The following is a 15,337-nucleotide window of genomic DNA, read 5'->3' on the forward strand; positions in this document are numbered from 1 at the left end:
CGGCCGGGGTGCGCGGGCGTCCATCTTTTCACGGGACGGCACGGGATGCGCCACCGCCCGGTGCCACGCGGGCGGTCGGCCCGGGGACGTGGTCAAGGCCGCACCGATCGGGGAGATTCTGTGACGAGTGGTGTACGGCATGCCGGAACCGGACATCCTGAAGCGCGCACGGGCACAGCCGACACAGGCCGTACGGCGGCACGGGGGAAGTGTGGAACGCGCTCAGGAACGCCCCAGCGGACCGGTGACCGGGGGCCGCACGCCCGAGCCGGCCGACCTCGAACTACTGGTGCACGGGGTCGGCGGTACGACCCCGGAGGAGATGCTGGGCGACGCGCGCACCGTGCGGGTCGCCGGGGACGACACGGCGGCCGTCTTCCGCCGTGCCGAGGACGTCTCGCCGACCGGGGCGGTCTCCCGGTGCGGGCCGGTGCGGGAGGCGTACGTCTGGTGCAACCTCACCTCCGGTGACGCGGGCCGTGCCCTGTGGCTGTTGCTGCTGCCGTTCATGGTGGTCAACCTCGCCCACTGGATGCGCCCCGCCGCCCCGGCCCGGCCGCGCGCCGTCCGCCTCTACGGCCTGCTGGTACGGCTCGCCGCGCTCACCCTCACGGTGCTGCTGGTGGCGGCCGCGTGCGAGGTGGCCCTCGACCTGGCGGCCTGGCAGTGCGCCGGCGTACGCGCCTGCGCCCGGCGCCATTTCTGGCTGGCCTTCCTCACCCCGGACGCGATCCAGGGGCCCGGCGTACGCCGGTGGGCGGAGCTGCTCGGCACGTCCGGCGGCTGGTGGGCCCAGCCGGGACGGCGGCTCGCGCTCGCGGCGCTGGTACCGGGCGGGCTGATCCTCCTGCTCTGGTATCTGTCGCACCGCACCTGGAGCGCGTACGAGTCCCACCGCCCGCTGCTCCAGGGACCGGACCAGGCGCCGGACCCCGACGGCAGCGCCCTGGCGCGGCCCGGCTTCTGGTACGGGCGCCGACTGGTGGCCCGGCTGCGCGCTGCTCATACGGCGGCCGGGCTGCTGACGGTCGCCGCCGCCCTCGTCACGCCCGCGGCCCGCTTCGACCACCGGCCCGGCGGGCCCGGGACACTGGACGTCCTCGGCTGGCTGCTGACCGCCTGCCTGCTCGCCGGGGCGGGCACGACGGTGGCCGCGGTCTGCCGCCGGGGCCGCGACGAACACCGCGTCGACCAGCGGCTCGACCCGCACCTGGTACGACGGCTCCCGCTCGGCGCGCTCGCCCTGCTCCTCCTTGCCGCGCTCTACACCGGCTGGTCCCGCCCCGACTGGCACTCCTCGGGCCGCCTGCCCGGGGACCCGGCCTTCGGCGGCCTGATGCTGGCACAGGGAGTACTGGTGGTGGCGCTCGGGGTGGTGGCGCGGGGGATGTACCGCAGGGGAACGCAACAGCCGCCTCCCGCCACTGATACCGGCTCCGGTTCCCGCTCCGACTCCGGTCCGGTCGCCGATCCCGGCTTCGGCTCCGGCCTCGACCCCGGCTTCGGCCCCGGTCTTGGTTCCGGCTTCGGCTCCGGCCTCGACCCCGGCTTCGGCCCCGGTCTTGGTTCCGGCTTCGGCTCAGGCCCCGAGCCTGGCTCTGGTCCCAGCCCCGGCCGCGTCCCTGGCTCGGGCCCCCGCCTCAGTACCGGCCGCGACCCTGCCCCCGGCCCCGGCCCCGGTCCCAGCCCCGGTCTCGGCCCCGGCTTTGGCTCAGGCCCCGAGCCCGGCTCCGGACCCGGTCCCGGCCCTGGCCTCGGTCCTGGCCTTGGTTCCGGTTTCGGTTCAGGCTCTGCCCCCGGCCCTGGCCCCGATATCGGCCCCGGCCCCGGCCCTGGCCCCGATACCGGCCCCGGCCTCGGTCCCGACCCCGGCTCAAGCCCCGGTCTCAGCTCTGGCCGCGACCCTGGCTCTGGCCTCGGCCCCAGCTTCGGCTCTGGCCCTGAGTTCGGCTCTGGCCCCGGCCTCGGCCACGACCGTGACCCCGGCCCTGACCCCGGCCCCAGCTCCGGCCTCGGTCCCAGCCCCGGCCGCGCCCCCGACCCCGAGCCCGACCTTGGCCCCGATCCCGACCCCGGCCCCCGTCCCGCCCCCGGTACCTACGGGCTCGGTGGTCCTGCCACTGCCCTGCTCGCCTGTGCGTTGGGTGGGGTGATGTCCGGTGGGGTCGCTCAGCGGATGGCTGACTGGCTGGACGGGACCGGTGTCACCATCTCCGGGCCGCCGGTGTCGTTGACCTGGCAGGCGTCCATGATTCCGCCGCTGCTCGCGGTCCTGCTGGGGCTGGCCGTACGGCTGGCCGCCGGGACCGCGCGGCTCGCCCGTGCCGAACGCGACCGCGTACGCCGGGAGCATCCCGGGGAGCCCGAGGATTCGGCCCGTACCCGTGCCATCGCCCACACCCGGGCCATGGCCGCCCTCACCGACCGCGCCCCGCTCGTCCTCACCGTGCTCTCCGCCACCGCCCTGGTGCTCGGTGGCGGGGCGCTGGCCGGGGCCCTGGCCAGTGGGAGGCCGCCGGACGGCGCGGCGGACGGCTCGGTGGCCGTCGTACAGATCGCCGCCGGGATCTCCCAGGGACTGGGCTCATGGCTGGTCGGGCTCGGCTTCCTGCTGTTCGTCACCTGGGGGCGGCGCGCCTACAAGGACCGCGGCGCCCGGCGCACCGTCGGCATCCTGTGGGACGTCGGCACCTTCTGGCCCCGCGCCGCACACCCCTTCGCGCCCCCGTGCTACGCCGAGCGCGCGGTGCCCGACCTGACCTGGCGGATGGCGACCTGGACCGAGTCGACCGGCGGCCGGCTGGTGCTCTCCGGTCACTCCCAGGGCAGCGTGCTCGCCGCGGCGGCGGCCTGGCAGCTGACGCCGGCCACCCGGGCGCGGATCGCGCTGCTGACGTACGGGTCACCGCTGGAGCGGTTGTACGGCCGCTGGTTCCCGGCCCACTTCGGACCCGCCGCCCTCGCCGGACTGCACCGGGACGTGGCCTGCTGGCACAACCTCTACCGGCGCACCGACCCGATCGGCGGCCCGGTCCGTCTGCCCGCCGACGGCCGACCGCCCGTCGACCGGCCGCCGTTGCGTGACCCCCTCACCTACGGACGCACCCCCGAGTATCCGCTCCCCACCCCGATCCTCGGCCACTCCGACTACCAGGCCGACCCGGCCTTCGCCCAGGTACGGGCGGACCTGCTGTCCCGACTGCGCACCGAACTCCCGTCGCCGCGCGGGGAGTCGGCGACCTGACGCGCGCCCGGCGACGGCGGTGCTCAGGGCTGCTGGTCCGGCAGGTCCTCCGGATACAGCAGGGTCAGGTCGTCGGTGCTCGGGTCGGGAAGCTGGGCGACACGGCTCGCATGGCGTTCGACCATGGCCTCGAAGGTCTGGCGGGCGGTGCGCCCGTTGCCGAAGGCGGGGCCCTTCGGGAGGGTGGTGAAGTAGGTGACCAGGGCCTCGGCGGTGCCCGGCGCGAGGCTGTACTCGTGCTCGTCGGCCTGCTGCTCCACGATCCGCAGCAGCTCCTCGGGGCCGTAGTCGCCGAAGGTGATGGTGCGGGAGAAACGGGAGGCCACTCCCGGGTTGATGGACAGGAAGCGCTCCATCTCCGCCGTGTACCCGGCGACGATCACCACCACCGCGTCCCGCTGGTCCTCCATCAGCTTCACCAGGGTGTCGATGGCCTCCTTGCCGAAGTCACGCCCGGCGTCCTCCGGCGACAGCGCGTACGCCTCGTCGATGAACAGCACTCCGCCGCGCGCCCGTTGGAACGCCTCCTGGGTGCGGATCGCGGTGGAGCCGATGTGCTCGCCGACCAGGTCGACCCGGGACACCTCGACCAGATGGCCCTTGTCCAGCACACCGAGAGAGGCGAGGATCTCGCCGTAGAGCCGGGCGACCGTCGTCTTGCCGGTGCCGGGGGAACCGGTGAAGACCAGATGCCGTTTGACGGACGCGGCCTTCAGACCGGCCCGCTGCCGGCGCCGGCCCACCTCGATCATGTCGGTCAGCGCCCGCACCTCGCGCTTGACGCTCTCCAGGCCGACCAGCGCGTCCAGTTCACCGAGCACGTCCTTCGACGTACGCGCCGGCTCCACCAACTCCGGGGCGGTGACCGTCGGCTCCTGATCGATGCCGCGCTGCCCGGGGACCGAGCCGAGCAGCCCGGGGGAGTGCGACACCGTCTGCACGGCCGTCTCCCGCGTCACCGGGGGCCGCAGGCTGCCGCTCTCGTCGCTGGTGCAGTCCTCCACGACCGGACCCGAACCGGACCCGGCGTCCGGGCCGCCCTCGGCGAACTCGTACCCCCCGCGCGCACAGCGCTCGGTGCGGCACCTGCGCAGCGTGGTGCGGCAGCCGTCGATCACATGGAAGCCGTAGCCGCCGCTCCCGCTGACCCGGCAGTTCAGGAAGCTGCCCCGGCCGCCCGCGGAGACGTAGAAACCGGCCTCGGCGGGGGAGTCGACGGTGCAGCGCTCGATGGTCGGGTCGGCGCCCTTGGTGACGATCACACCGGTCTGGGTGCCGTCCACGGTGCAGTTGGCGAGGGTGCCGCCGCTGCCGTGGTCCCGGAACCAGGCGCCGGTCGCCGCGTCCCGGATCCGGCAGTCGTCCAGCTGCGCGGTGGCCCCGTCGCTCACCGACACGGCCGTGTTGCGCACCTGGGACAGATCGCTGTCCACCACGTCCACGCGCGACCCGCGGTCCAGCACGAACAGCGCGTCCGGCACATCGTGCACCCGGCAGGAGTCCAGCACCGCGGTGGCGCCGTCGCTCACCCACACCGCCGGATAGTCACCGGTGCTGTCGAAGATCTCGCACTGGTTGGCGTCCACCCGGGTGCCCGGGTCCCACACCGACAGCCCGTTGCGCCCGAACTGCCGGACGGTCGTCCGGGTCAGGGTGAGCACCGAACGCGAGCGCAGATCGACCGCGTTCTCCGGGATGTCGTGGATCCGGCAGTCCTCCAGGGTGAGCACCGCGTCCGTGTCCAGCGTGACGCCGTCGCCGGTGGTGCGGTGCACATCGCAGTCGGTCAGCTGCGCGGTGGCCCGCTGGGTGACCTGCACCCCGCTGCCGCGGACCTCGTAGATCTCGCAACCGACCGCCTCCAGCGCGGAGTTCTCCCCGGTCACGGTGAACCCGGTGCCCGAGGCGTGGTGCACCCGGCAGCGGTCCAGGCGCGGACGGCCGCCGCCGCGCACCGCCACGCCCGCCTGTCCGGCCGCCACGATCTCGCACTCCTCGAACACCCCGCTGCCGCCGTCGAGCACGGCGATACCGATCCCGGCCGGGTTGTCCACGGTGAGCCGGCGCACGGTCGGCCGGGCCGCGCCGCGCACCTCCACGCCGACGGCCGAGCGGGTCACGATCCGCACGTCCATCAGCTCGGGCGTGCCCTCCTCGACCAGCAGCGCGGGCGCCGCCGCGTCCTGGCCCTCCACATGCAGGTCGTGCACCACGGCCGAGGCCCGCACGGTCAGCGGCACCCCGTCCACCGGCGCGATCCGCACCGAGCCGGGCGAGCCGTCCGGCCCGCGGAGCGTCACCGCGCGCTGGATCACCAGGTTCTCCCGGTAGGTGCCGGGGGCGATGGTGAGGACGTCGCCGTCGGCGGCGGCCTCCAGGGCGGCGGCGAGCGATGCGTACTCACCTGTGCGGCGCCGCCACCGCGAGGTGCCGGTGTGCGTCACCTGGACCGTGCCCTGTGCCATGGCGTTGCTGTGCCCCCACCTCGTCGTACTGATGGCCGACGCCCCGTCCGGGCGGCGCCGCCGGGTCCGTGAGCGTGTCCGGCCCCTGGGCCTGCCCGTTCGCGTCCCCGCGTGTCCGCGAGTCCTGATGTGCGCCCGCCTGCGGGTTGTCGCCGAAAGCGCTTCGGCCGGTCCACCGTAGCGTGTGCGCCCGGGGTGGGTTGACCACAGCCTGCCCGGGTCAGCTGCCGGTGCCCGCCTTGCCCCAGTCCGGGCCCGCCCGGTCCCATGCCTGCTCCCAGCGTGCGTACCGGCGGCGGACCATGCGCCAGAGGGTGAGCCGCCGGACGGTCTCGACCAGGCCCGCGGTCAGCAGGGCGGCGCCGAACCCGGCGAGGACCGCGTGGGCCGTCGCCGTGACGGAGTCCAGCGGGCGGGTCGTTATTCGGCCCTGCGGATCCGTCCAGAGCGCGAAGTGGTCCCCGGGGTGCGGGGACTTGAGGTCGGCGAGGGCCGGGCCGTGGTGCGCGGTGCCGTCCGGCGCCGACCAGTCGGCGACGACGCGGCTGCGGGCCTCGCGCCCGGCGGAGTCGGGATCGCTCTCGAGGGCCCGGCCCAGCGGTCGTACCACGGTGGCCATGACCAGGTGGTGGGTGTGCTGCTCCACCCGCGCGGCACGCTGGAGCGAGTCCTCGGCGACGAAGCCGGCCAGCGCGCCGGTCAAGGGCGCCACCACGGTGATCAGCACCAGTGCGACCAGCGCCACCCACGCCTCGGCCAGATCGGTCGCGCGGCACAGCGGATTGCGCCTCCAGCGCCACAGACCCGTGACGGCTCGCATCTCCCCACCCCCCACGTACCCGCGGCCGGTCGCGGCCGCGACGTCTCAGGCATTTCTCATGTCACCCCAACGACCGGGAACATCCCCAGGGTTCCCCGATCCACCGGTTCCCCGATCCACCGACCTACCGGCCTACCCGGCCTACCGATCTTCGATCGGCCCGTTCCCGTTCCTGTTTCCGCCCCACCCCGCCCCGCTCCAGCACCCGTACCGGATCGCCGACCCGGACGGTCCCGCGCGTGAGCGGAACGACGTTCTGCCCGAAGATGAGGCCCCCGTCGAATCGGCGATGCCGGGCCAGGGTGTACAGCGGCTCCCGGCCGCGCGCGGCGGTGCCCTGGTCGGTGGTGGTCACCACACAGCGGCCGCAGGTGCGCGCCACGCGGAAGACCACCTCGCCGATGGAGACGCGCGCCCATTCGTCCTCCGCCCACGCCTCGGTGCCGCGGACCACGACGCTGGGCCGGAACCGGTTCATGGGCAGCGGCCCCTCGGCGGCGTGACGGCCCTCGGCCATCAGGGAGTTGAGCGTCGAGCGAGGCCGACGTGGTGACGAGCAGGGGATAGCCGTCGGCGAAACTGACCGTCTCGCCCGGCAGCGCGTAGTCCGGGTCGACGGGGCGGCGGGTGGCCGGGTCGTCCAGATGCACCAGGCGCACGTCCTGGTCGAGATAGGCGGCGCACCAGGCGTGCGCCGCCGCGGCAGCCGGTATCGCCTCCACCTTCTGCCCGAAGATGTTCACCGGCACCGTGCCCGACGGCTCCGGCACCTCGACGGTCACCGCCGGCCGTCCGGCCGCCGAAAGACGCAGACCGCCGCCGGCCAGAGGCTCGGCGGCGGCCAGGGCGAGACGCGGCTGCTCCCGCTGGGTGACGACCTTCCCCCCGGCGTCGATCAGCGCCCAGCGCCGGTCACCGGCCAGTCCCCAGGGCTCCACCGCGGCCGCGTCGGCCGTCAGGCCCTGGAACGCCTTGACCGGGTAGAGATGGATCGACTGCACCGCGGCGGGTTCCATGTCGCCATCGTGCCAGGTGCCACCGACAGCGGGGGCGCTTCGATCAGTAACCCCGCTGCTGAGGATTGTTGTACGGGTCCGGGTACGGCGTCTGCATGGGCCGCGGCGCGGCCGGACGCATCGCCTCGTAGCCGGTACCGGGCTGCATCGGCCGCTGCTGCTGCGGGGCCTGCGGTCCGGGGTAGCCGCGCGGGGCGCTCGCCTGCTGCGGGATGTACGCGGTGGGCGCCTGCTGGAACGGGGCGGGCTGTTGCTGCTGGGGGTAGCCGTAGCCGGGGGCCGGGGGCTGCGGGGAGGGCGCGGCCGGGAGGGCGGGGAGGGCCGACGGCAGGGCGGGCAGGTTGCTGCCCATGTCGTAGGCGGCGGGGACCCGGATCGGGGCGATCTGCGGGGTTCCCCGCTCGGCCACGAGGGAGTCGTAGATCGGAGTGTCCCGGAAGGAGGCGGAGTAATAGCCGCCGCCATAGGTGGAGCGGGGGGAGGTCATGGCACATAAGTTAAGCCCACGATGTGCTGGTTGGGGAGACCGATAAGAGGGTTGTTTTCCGTGTCGGCGGTGACCGGGGATCCTCAATCAGAGCGAACTTGTCGAAAAAGGGCAGCGGTTCACGTATAGATCATGTAAGGAACGGACTTCTCGGCCGGGTTACCGGCGGTCGACCGGCGATCTTCCTGCGTCTTTGCCCGCGCGGCCCAGGGGAGTTCGGTGGGTCCGGGCATAGGTTGGGCATGCGGGGATGATCCGGACGTCCGCGGACACCGCGGGCGGGAGGCGAGGGGGTCTGTATGGCAATGTCGAAGGGATCGAACACACCGGTTCCGGCCACCGCGCTGCGGGTCGAACTGGGCCGGCGCCAGGGACCCGGAGTGCCGGACGCGGACGCCTCCGCGCTGCTGCTCGCCGCCGGGAAGGTCCGCTCCGACGCGGACTTCGTCTTCTGCAACCAGCCCGCCCACCCCTCCGGCGCGGTACGCCACGAGGGCAAGCGCACCGAGGGCGCGCTCGTCGTCGACACCGTGTCCGTCGATCTCACGCGCGTGGAGGCCGCGATCGAGCGGATCGTCCTCGCCGCCTCGGCGGACGGCGGCACGTTCGGACAGGTCCCCGGCCTGTACATCGAGGTGACCGACCCCGCGACCGGCCAGGTCGCCGCCCGCTTCGACAGTCCGGGCGCGACCGTGGAGACCGCCTTCCTGCTCGGCGAGTTCTACCGCCGCCAGGGCGGCTGGAAGTTCCGCGCCGTCGGCCAGGGCTACGACAGCGGACTGGCGGGCCTCGCCACGGAGTTCGGCATCACCGTGGACGAACCGCGGCACCCGGCACCCCCACCGGCCCCGCCGACCGACGTCCCCCTGTCCGCACCGGCCCCGCCGACCGACGTCCCCCTGTCCGCCCCGGCCCCGCCGACCGACGTACCCCCACCCGCGCCGATCCCACCGACCGTCGTACCGCCGCCCCCGCCGGTGCCTCCGGCGGACGTACCGCCCCCGCCCGCACCGGCATCCCTCGCCGACGTCCCGCCCCCGCCCGCCTGGGCCCGCGTGACCGACGTGCCGCCGCCCCCGCCGGCCGCCGCGCCCCCCGTCCGCCTCGCGAAAGTCACCCTCACCAAGGCCGCCCCCTCCGTCTCGCTGGCGAAGCAGGGCGGCACCTCGGGCGTCATGCGGGTGAACCTCAACTGGCAGACGCGCAAACAGTTTTCGGGCTGGGGCGCGCGCTGGGGCGGCGGCGGGCCCGGGGACCTCGATCTAGACCTGTGCGCCCTGTACGAACTCGCGGACGGCCGCAAGGGCGTCGTCCAGGCGCTCGGCAACTCCTTCGGCGCGCTGCACCGGCCGCCGTACATCCATCTCGACGGTGACGACCGCACCGGCGCGGTGGCGAGCGGCGAGAACCTCACCATCAACCTCGACCACCTGGCGGACCTGCGCCGCGTCCTCGTCTTCGTCACCGTCTACGAGGGCGCGTCGTCCTTCGCCGGACTGCACGCCACCGTCACCCTCCAGCCGCAGTACGGCGCCCCCGTCGACTTCTCACTGGACGAGTGCACGGTCCCCTCCCCGGTGTGCGCGCTCGCCCTGATCACCAACACGGGCGGCGATCTCGTCGTCCGGCGCGAGGCCCGCTACCTCGTACCGGAACGTGGCGTGAGCCCGCAGCGGACCATGGACCGCGCCTACGGCTGGGGCATGAACTGGACGCCCGGCCGCAAGTGACTCAGCCCTCGTCGGACACCGCGTCGGGACGGGCGTACGTACGCCCCTTCCAGGCGGCCCCGCGACCCCGGTAGTGCTGCACGGCCGAGTCCACCGTCATCAGCAGGTACAGGAACGCGGTGCACGGCAGCAGCGGGGCGAGCCACAGCGGCTGCCGGTAGTACCGGAGCATCGGCACGTACGTGCCCGCCATCACCGCCCACGCCAGCGCGCCGACGACGGCCACCGGCGCGCTGCCCGCCGCCGCGCCCGCGACCACGGCCACCGGCGGCACCAGGTACACCAGCGCGAGCCCGGCCACCGTGCCGAGCAGCAGCGGCGGGCTGTGCCGCAGCTGGGCGTAGGCGCTGCGCGAGACCATCCGCCACAGGTCGTGCAGCCGCGGGTAGGGCCGCACGCTGTCCACCCGGTCGGCCAGGCCCAGCCAGACCCGGCCGCCCGCGCCCTTGACCGCGCGGGCGAGCGCGACGTCGTCGATGACCGCGTGCCGGATGGCGTCCGGGATCCGCGCCTTCTCCGCCGTACCGGCGCGCAGCAGCACACAGCCGCCCGCCGCGGCCGCGGTGCGCGAACCCTCGCGGCCGATCCACCGGAAGGGATACAGCTGCGCGAAGAAGTACACGAACGCCGGGACCACCAGCCGCTCCCAGCGGCTCTCCACCCGCAGCCGCGCCATCTGCGAGACCACGTCGAAGCCGCCGCCATGGGCCGCCGCGACCAGTTCCCGCAGGCTGTCCGGGGCGTGCGCGATGTCCGCGTCCGTCAGCAGCAGGTACTCCGGCTCGCGCGCGCGGGCCAGCGCGATGCCGTGCCGCACCGCCCACAGCTTGCCCGTCCAGCCCGCCGGCGGCTCGCCCGGCGAACCCACGGTGAGCGGCAGCCCGCCGTGCCGCCCGGACAGCGCGCGGGCCAGCTCCCCGGTGCCGTCCGTGCTCCCGTCGTCCACCAGGAGGACCTCGGCCCGCCCCGGGTAGTCCTGCGCGAGCAGCGACGGCAGGCTCGCGGGCAGCACGGCGGCCTCGTCGCGGGCCGGTACCACCACGCAGACCGACGGCCACGCGTCCGGATCCCGGCGCCGCGGCAGCCGGACGTCCGTGCGCCAGAAGAACCCCTGGCACAGCAGCAGCCAGCACCAGGCGGCCAGCGAGACGACGGTGATCCACAGGAAGGCGCTCACGGCCCGCAGTCTGCCCCACCCGGGCCGGTCACATGAGCGGATCGACTATCGTGGCCGGGTGAAGATCGCGCTCATGGACTCCGGAATCGGTCTGCTCGCGGCCACGGCCGCGGTACGACGCCTGCGGCCCGACGCGGATCTCGTTCTCTCCCTGGACCCCGACGGCATGCCCTGGGGACCACGCACCCCCGAGGACCTCACCCGGCGCGCGCTGGACGTCGCCGAGGCCGCCGCGGCCCGCCGGCCCGACGCGCTGATCGTCGGCTGCAACACCGCCAGCGTGCACGCCCTGCCCGCGCTGCGCGCCCGCCTGGAGCCCGGCATCCCGGTGATCGGCACCGTCCCGGCGATCAAACCGGCCGCGGCCGGCGGCGGCCCCTTCGCGATCTGGGCGACCCCCGCCACCACCGGCAGCGCCTACCAGCGCGGACTCATCACGGACTTCGCGGACGGCGTGCCGGTGACCGAGGTGCCCTGCTGGGGCCTCGCCGAGGCCATCGAGCACGCGGACGAGGCGGCGATCGAGGCGGCCGTCGCCGCGGCCGCCGCGCTGACCCCGGACGAGGTGACGACCGTCGTCCTGGGCTGCACCCACTACGAACTGGTCGCCGAGCGCATCCGCGCCGCCGTGCAGCGCCCGGGCGCGGCCCCGCTGGTCCTGCACGGCTCCGCGGGCGCGGTGGCCGCGCAGGCACTGCGCCGGCTGGGCGAACTTCCCGCCCCCCAGGCGCCCGCCGAGGGCGGCCTCACGGTGCTGCTCAGCGGCCGCGAGGGCGAGCTGCCCGCGGCGGCGCTGCACTACGCCGAGGGGCGGCTGCTGCCCCCGGTGGGGCCGTTCGCCGACCGCCGCTGAGCCCGCCGCCCGCGCGCCGCCCAGGGCCGCACGGGACCGGACGCGGGCCGAGATGCCGGGGCGGGCGCGGGCCGAGAGGTGGTACCCGCCCGGGGAATCCTGAGTAATCTCTAAGTCATGAGGGACCAGCCCCGTACCGAGGACGATCTCACCCCCGAGGTCTGGACCGGACGCGCCACCAACCGGGTGCAGTGGCTGCTGGCGCTGGCCGGAGCGGCCTGCCTGGCCCTGGGGATCAAGCTGGCGGTGGACTCCGCGTGGACGTCCGGGATCACCGCGCTGACGATGTCCGTGGTCGGCTGCATCGCGGCCGGACTGCTCGTCATCTTCGGCACCCTGGCCTTCGTCCACGTCGACCTCAGACTCGACCGGGAGTGCGTCGAGGTGCGCTGCGGCCACATCGGACTGCCGCGCCGGCGCATCCCGCTCTCCCATGTGGCGGGCGCCGACTTCACCGCCCTGGTGACCCCGCGGCAATGGGGAGGGTGGGGCTACCGCTGGCGCCCCGAGAAGGGCACCGCGGTCGTCGTCCGCCGGGGCGAGGGCATCGTGCTCAGCCTCTGGGACGGACACACTTTCACCGTCACCGTGGACAACGCGGAATCGGCGGTCCGGGTGATCAGGGCCCGGCTGCGCTCGATCACCCCGGGGACGGCCGCATAGCGGATCCGGGGGACAGCCGCATGGCAGGTCCCGGAACGATCCCGGTAGCTTGCCGCCATGACCGATCCCGGAACCGCCGCCTGGCCACCCGCCCCGATCAAGACCGAGCGGCTCGTGCTGCGCGAGTCGCAGGCCCGGGACCGGGCGGCACTCATCGACCTGTCCGCCTCGCCGGAGGTGGGCACCTACGTCGGTGGCGCCCGGCCCCGCGACGAACTCGAACGCGTGGTGCCCGAGGTGCCCGGACGGCGGCCCGGCTTCTTCGTGGTCGAGCTCGACGGGACGATGATCGGCTTCATCCAGCTGCTCGACCGGCGCGCCCCGGAGCGCCCGGGCCACCTCAGCCCCGAGGGCGGGGAGGCTGAGCTGGGCTACATGTTCCTGCCGCACGCGTGGGGCCGTGGATACGCGGCCGAGGCGTGTACGGCGGCGCTCGACTGGTTCGCGGACGCGCTGCCCGGCGAGCCCGTGGTGCTCACCACACAGACCGCGAACGCCCGCTCGATGCGCCTCGCGGCGAAGCTCGGGTTCACCGAGGTGGAGCGGTTCGAGGAGTACGGCGCCGAGCAGTGGTTCGGCGTGTGGTCCCCGGCCGCACAGCCGAGTTGAGGCGCTGAGCGCCCGCCGACCGCGGCTGTCGACGCCGAGGTCAGCGGCCGTACACTCACCCGGGTGACCGTCACCGCAACTTCCGTGGACCAGCCGGACCGGCTCCGGACGTCCCCCGCGCCCGGCGTCTGGCGTCGCCGGCTGCTGCGCCTGGTCCCGGCCGCCGCCTCCGCCCTGTGCGGAGTGCTGCTCTACGTCAGTTTTCCGCCGCGCCCCCTGTGGTGGCTGGCGCTGCCCGCGTTCGCCGGGTTCGGATGGGTGCTGCGCGGGCGCGGCTGGAAGGCGGCCCTCGGGCTCGGCTACCTCTTCGGCCTCGGCTTCCTGCTGCCCCTGCTGGTGTGGACCGGCGTGGAGGTCGGCTACCTGCCCTGGGTGGCCCTGGTCGCGGTGGAGGCCGTGTTCGTCGCCCTGGTCGGCGTGGGCGTCGCCGCCGTGTCCCGGCTGCCCGCCTGGCCGGTGTGGGCCGCGGCCGTCTGGATCACCGGTGAGGCCGTACGCGCGCGGATGCCCTTCGGGGGCTTCCCCTGGGGGAAGATCGCGTTCGGGCAGGCGGACGGGATCTTCCTGCCGCTCGCCGCGGTCGGGGGCACCCCGGTGCTGGGCTTCGCGGTCGTGCTGTGCGGCTTCGGCCTGTACGAGGCGGCCCGGCTGTTCGCCGAACGGCGCCGCTCGCGCACCGTGCGCCGGGCCGCGGCGGCCGCCGCGCTGCTCAGCGTGGCCGTGCCGGTGGCCGGCGCGTTCGCCGCGCGCGGCCTGGTCAGCGACAAGGCCGAGGACGGCACCCGGACGGTCGCCGTGATCCAGGGCAATGTGCCCCGCGAGGGCCTGGAATTCAGCGCCCAGCGCCGCGCGGTGCTGGACCGCCATGTGAAGGAGACCCTCAAGCTCGCCGCCGACGTCAGGGCGGGCAAGGTCCCCAAGCCCGACTTCGTGCTCTGGCCGGAGAACTCCTCCGACCTCGACCCCTACAACGACCCCGACGCAGCCGCCGTCATCGACGAGGCGTCGGCGGCCATCGGGGTGCCCATCTCGGTCGGCGCCGTCGTGGACAAGGACGGCAAGCAGCTCAACGAGCAGATCCTGTGGGACCCCGCCAAGGGCCCGACGCAGACGTACGACAAACGGCAGATCCAGCCGTTCGGTGAGTACATGCCGCTGCGCGGGTTCGTCGGGGCCATCAACAAGGACTGGACCGCGATGCTCCGCCAGGACTTCAGCCGGGGCACCAAGCCGGGCGTGTTCGACATGGACGGCGCCAAGGTCGGGCTCGCCACCTGCTACGAGGCCGCCTTCGACTGGGACGTGCGGGACACCGTGACGCACGGCGCCGAGATGATCTCCGTGCCGAGCAACAACGCGACCTTCGACCGCAGCGAGATGACCTACCAGCAGCTCGCCATGTCCCGGATCCGCGCCGTCGAGCACAGCCGCACCGTGACCGTCCCGGTGACCAGCGGCGTCAGCGCGATCATCATGCCGGACGGGAGGATCACCCAGAGGACCGGCATGTTCGTACCCGCCTACCTGGAACAGAAGGTGCCGCTGCGCACCTCCACCACCCCCGCGACCGACCTCGGCATCCTGCCGGAGACGGCCCTCGTGCTCGTCGCCGCGGGCGGCATCGGCTGGGCCATCGGGAGCGGGCTGCGGGCCCGCCGCACCGGCGCGGCGTAGCACCCGCGACGCGGGGCCCCTGGGTGAGCGACGCCCGGTTAGGGTCGCTCCCATGGCTACTCCTGACTTCATCCGCACCCTGCGCGCCTCGGCCGGCCACCAGCTGCTCTGGCTGCCCGGAGTCACGGCGATCGTCTTCGACGACGCGGGCAGGGTGCTGCTCGGCCGGCGCACCGACACCCGGAAATGGTCGGTGATCGGCGGCATCGCGGAGCCGGGCGAGCAGCCCGCGGACTGCGCGGCGCGGGAGGTCTTCGAGGAGACGGCCGTACGGTGCGTGCCCGAACGGGTCGTCCTGGTCCAGGCGCTCCAGCCGGTCACGTACGACAACGGGGACGTCTGCCAGTACATGGACATCACCTTCCGCTGCCGGGCGGTGGGCGGCGAGGCCCGGGTCAACGACGACGAGTCGCTGGATGTCGGCTGGTTCGCGGTGGACGCGCTGCCCGAGCTGAACGAGTTCGCGCTCTCCCGGATCAAGCAGGCCATGACCGAGGAGCCCACCTGGTTCGAGCCGGCCACGCTCGGCTGAGACCGGCACGTCGGCTGAGACCGGCGCGGCGGCCGGGGCCGGGGCCCTCCCCGCCGGGGTCGGCGGC

The 15,337-nt window shown here is 74.3% G+C and carries 11 protein-coding genes and 1 pseudogene; 7 read left to right on the forward strand and 5 right to left on the reverse strand.

Annotated elements, in window-relative coordinates; all coding sequences use genetic code 11:
- The first annotated feature begins 139 nt into the window (after nt 1-139).
- Nucleotides 140-3,244, forward strand: coding sequence for a hypothetical protein (locus tag QHG49_RS31065; protein ID WP_370530528.1), 3,105 nt, complete (start codon nt 140-142; stop codon nt 3,242-3,244).
- A 23-nt stretch (nt 3,245-3,267) separates the two neighbouring features.
- Here QHG49_RS31065 and QHG49_RS31070 read toward each other — a convergent pair whose 3' ends face one another.
- From QHG49_RS31070 to QHG49_RS31085, 4 genes and pseudogenes are all read right to left on the reverse strand, one after another.
- Nucleotides 3,268-5,709, reverse strand: coding sequence for a right-handed parallel beta-helix repeat-containing protein (locus tag QHG49_RS31070; RefSeq protein ID WP_201300506.1), 2,442 nt, complete (start codon nt 5,707-5,709; stop codon nt 3,268-3,270).
- Nucleotides 5,710-5,929: 220 nt separating this feature from the next.
- On the reverse strand, nt 5,930-6,529 hold the full coding sequence (locus tag QHG49_RS31075) for a hypothetical protein (RefSeq protein ID WP_159698856.1): 600 nt from the start codon (nt 6,527-6,529) through the stop codon (nt 5,930-5,932).
- A gap of 196 nt (nt 6,530-6,725) precedes the next feature.
- A pseudogene (locus QHG49_RS31080) lies at nt 6,726-7,545 on the reverse strand (MOSC domain-containing protein); the annotation flags it as partial.
- Nucleotides 7,546-7,588: 43 nt separating this feature from the next.
- Nucleotides 7,589-8,032, reverse strand: a complete 444-nt coding sequence (locus tag QHG49_RS31085; protein ID WP_301492134.1) for a DUF6643 family protein — start codon at nt 8,030-8,032, stop codon at nt 7,589-7,591.
- A gap of 305 nt (nt 8,033-8,337) precedes the next feature.
- Here QHG49_RS31085 and QHG49_RS31090 point away from each other — a divergent pair, with 305 nt between their 5' ends.
- On the forward strand, nt 8,338-9,762 hold the full coding sequence (locus QHG49_RS31090; protein WP_301492975.1) for a TerD family protein: 1,425 nt from the start codon (nt 8,338-8,340) through the stop codon (nt 9,760-9,762).
- Between the two features lies 1 nt (nt 9,763).
- On the opposite strand, the gene QHG49_RS31095 is transcribed toward QHG49_RS31090, so the two are convergent.
- Entirely contained in the window at nt 9,764-10,939 is a 1,176-nt protein-coding gene (locus QHG49_RS31095) for a glycosyltransferase (protein ID WP_301492135.1), read from the reverse strand.
- Between the two features lie 58 nt (nt 10,940-10,997).
- Between QHG49_RS31095 and QHG49_RS31100 the strand changes: the two genes are divergently transcribed.
- The 5 genes from QHG49_RS31100 (at nt 10,998) to QHG49_RS31120 (ending at nt 15,270) form a co-directional block, all read left to right on the forward strand.
- A complete protein-coding gene (locus QHG49_RS31100) occupies nt 10,998-11,792 on the forward strand; it encodes a glutamate racemase (RefSeq protein WP_370530529.1) in 795 nt (264 codons plus the stop codon).
- A 117-nt stretch (nt 11,793-11,909) separates the two neighbouring features.
- Entirely contained in the window at nt 11,910-12,455 is a 546-nt protein-coding gene (locus tag QHG49_RS31105) for a hypothetical protein (RefSeq protein WP_159698847.1), read from the forward strand.
- 57 nt (nt 12,456-12,512) lie between these two features.
- Nucleotides 12,513-13,064, forward strand: coding sequence for a GNAT family N-acetyltransferase (locus QHG49_RS31110; RefSeq protein ID WP_301492137.1), 552 nt, complete (start codon nt 12,513-12,515; stop codon nt 13,062-13,064).
- 63 nt (nt 13,065-13,127) lie between these two features.
- Nucleotides 13,128-14,738: an apolipoprotein N-acyltransferase gene (gene lnt / locus QHG49_RS31115; RefSeq protein WP_145492621.1), complete on the forward strand. Its 1,611-nt coding sequence runs from the start codon at nt 13,128-13,130 to the stop codon at nt 14,736-14,738.
- Between the two features lie 52 nt (nt 14,739-14,790).
- Nucleotides 14,791-15,270, forward strand: coding sequence for an NUDIX domain-containing protein (locus QHG49_RS31120; RefSeq protein WP_145492619.1), 480 nt, complete (start codon nt 14,791-14,793; stop codon nt 15,268-15,270).
- Nucleotides 15,271-15,337 lie beyond the last annotated feature (67 nt).

This window comes from Streptomyces sp. WP-1 (assembly GCF_030450125.1).
GTDB classification, from domain to species: Bacteria; Actinomycetota; Actinomycetes; order Streptomycetales; family Streptomycetaceae; genus Streptomyces; species Streptomyces incarnatus.

What these genes read in the sequence shown, in the direction of transcription:
- QHG49_RS31110 (WP_301492137.1), top strand. Translation starts at nt 12,513, where the DNA reads ATGACCGATCCCGGAACCGCCGCCTGGCCACCCGCCCCGATCAAGACC.
- QHG49_RS31085 (WP_301492134.1), bottom strand. Translation starts at nt 8,032, where the DNA reads ATGACCTCCCCCCGCTCCACCTATGGCGGCGGCTATTACTCCGCCTCC.
- QHG49_RS31075 (WP_159698856.1), bottom strand. Translation starts at nt 6,529, where the DNA reads ATGCGAGCCGTCACGGGTCTGTGGCGCTGGAGGCGCAATCCGCTGTGC.
- QHG49_RS31120 (WP_145492619.1), top strand. Translation starts at nt 14,791, where the DNA reads ATGGCTACTCCTGACTTCATCCGCACCCTGCGCGCCTCGGCCGGCCAC.
- QHG49_RS31070 (WP_201300506.1), bottom strand. Translation starts at nt 5,709, where the DNA reads ATGGCACAGGGCACGGTCCAGGTGACGCACACCGGCACCTCGCGGTGG.
- QHG49_RS31105 (WP_159698847.1), top strand. Translation starts at nt 11,910, where the DNA reads ATGAGGGACCAGCCCCGTACCGAGGACGATCTCACCCCCGAGGTCTGG.
- QHG49_RS31090 (WP_301492975.1), top strand. Translation starts at nt 8,338, where the DNA reads ATGTCGAAGGGATCGAACACACCGGTTCCGGCCACCGCGCTGCGGGTC.
- QHG49_RS31065 (WP_370530528.1), top strand. Translation starts at nt 140, where the DNA reads ATGCCGGAACCGGACATCCTGAAGCGCGCACGGGCACAGCCGACACAG.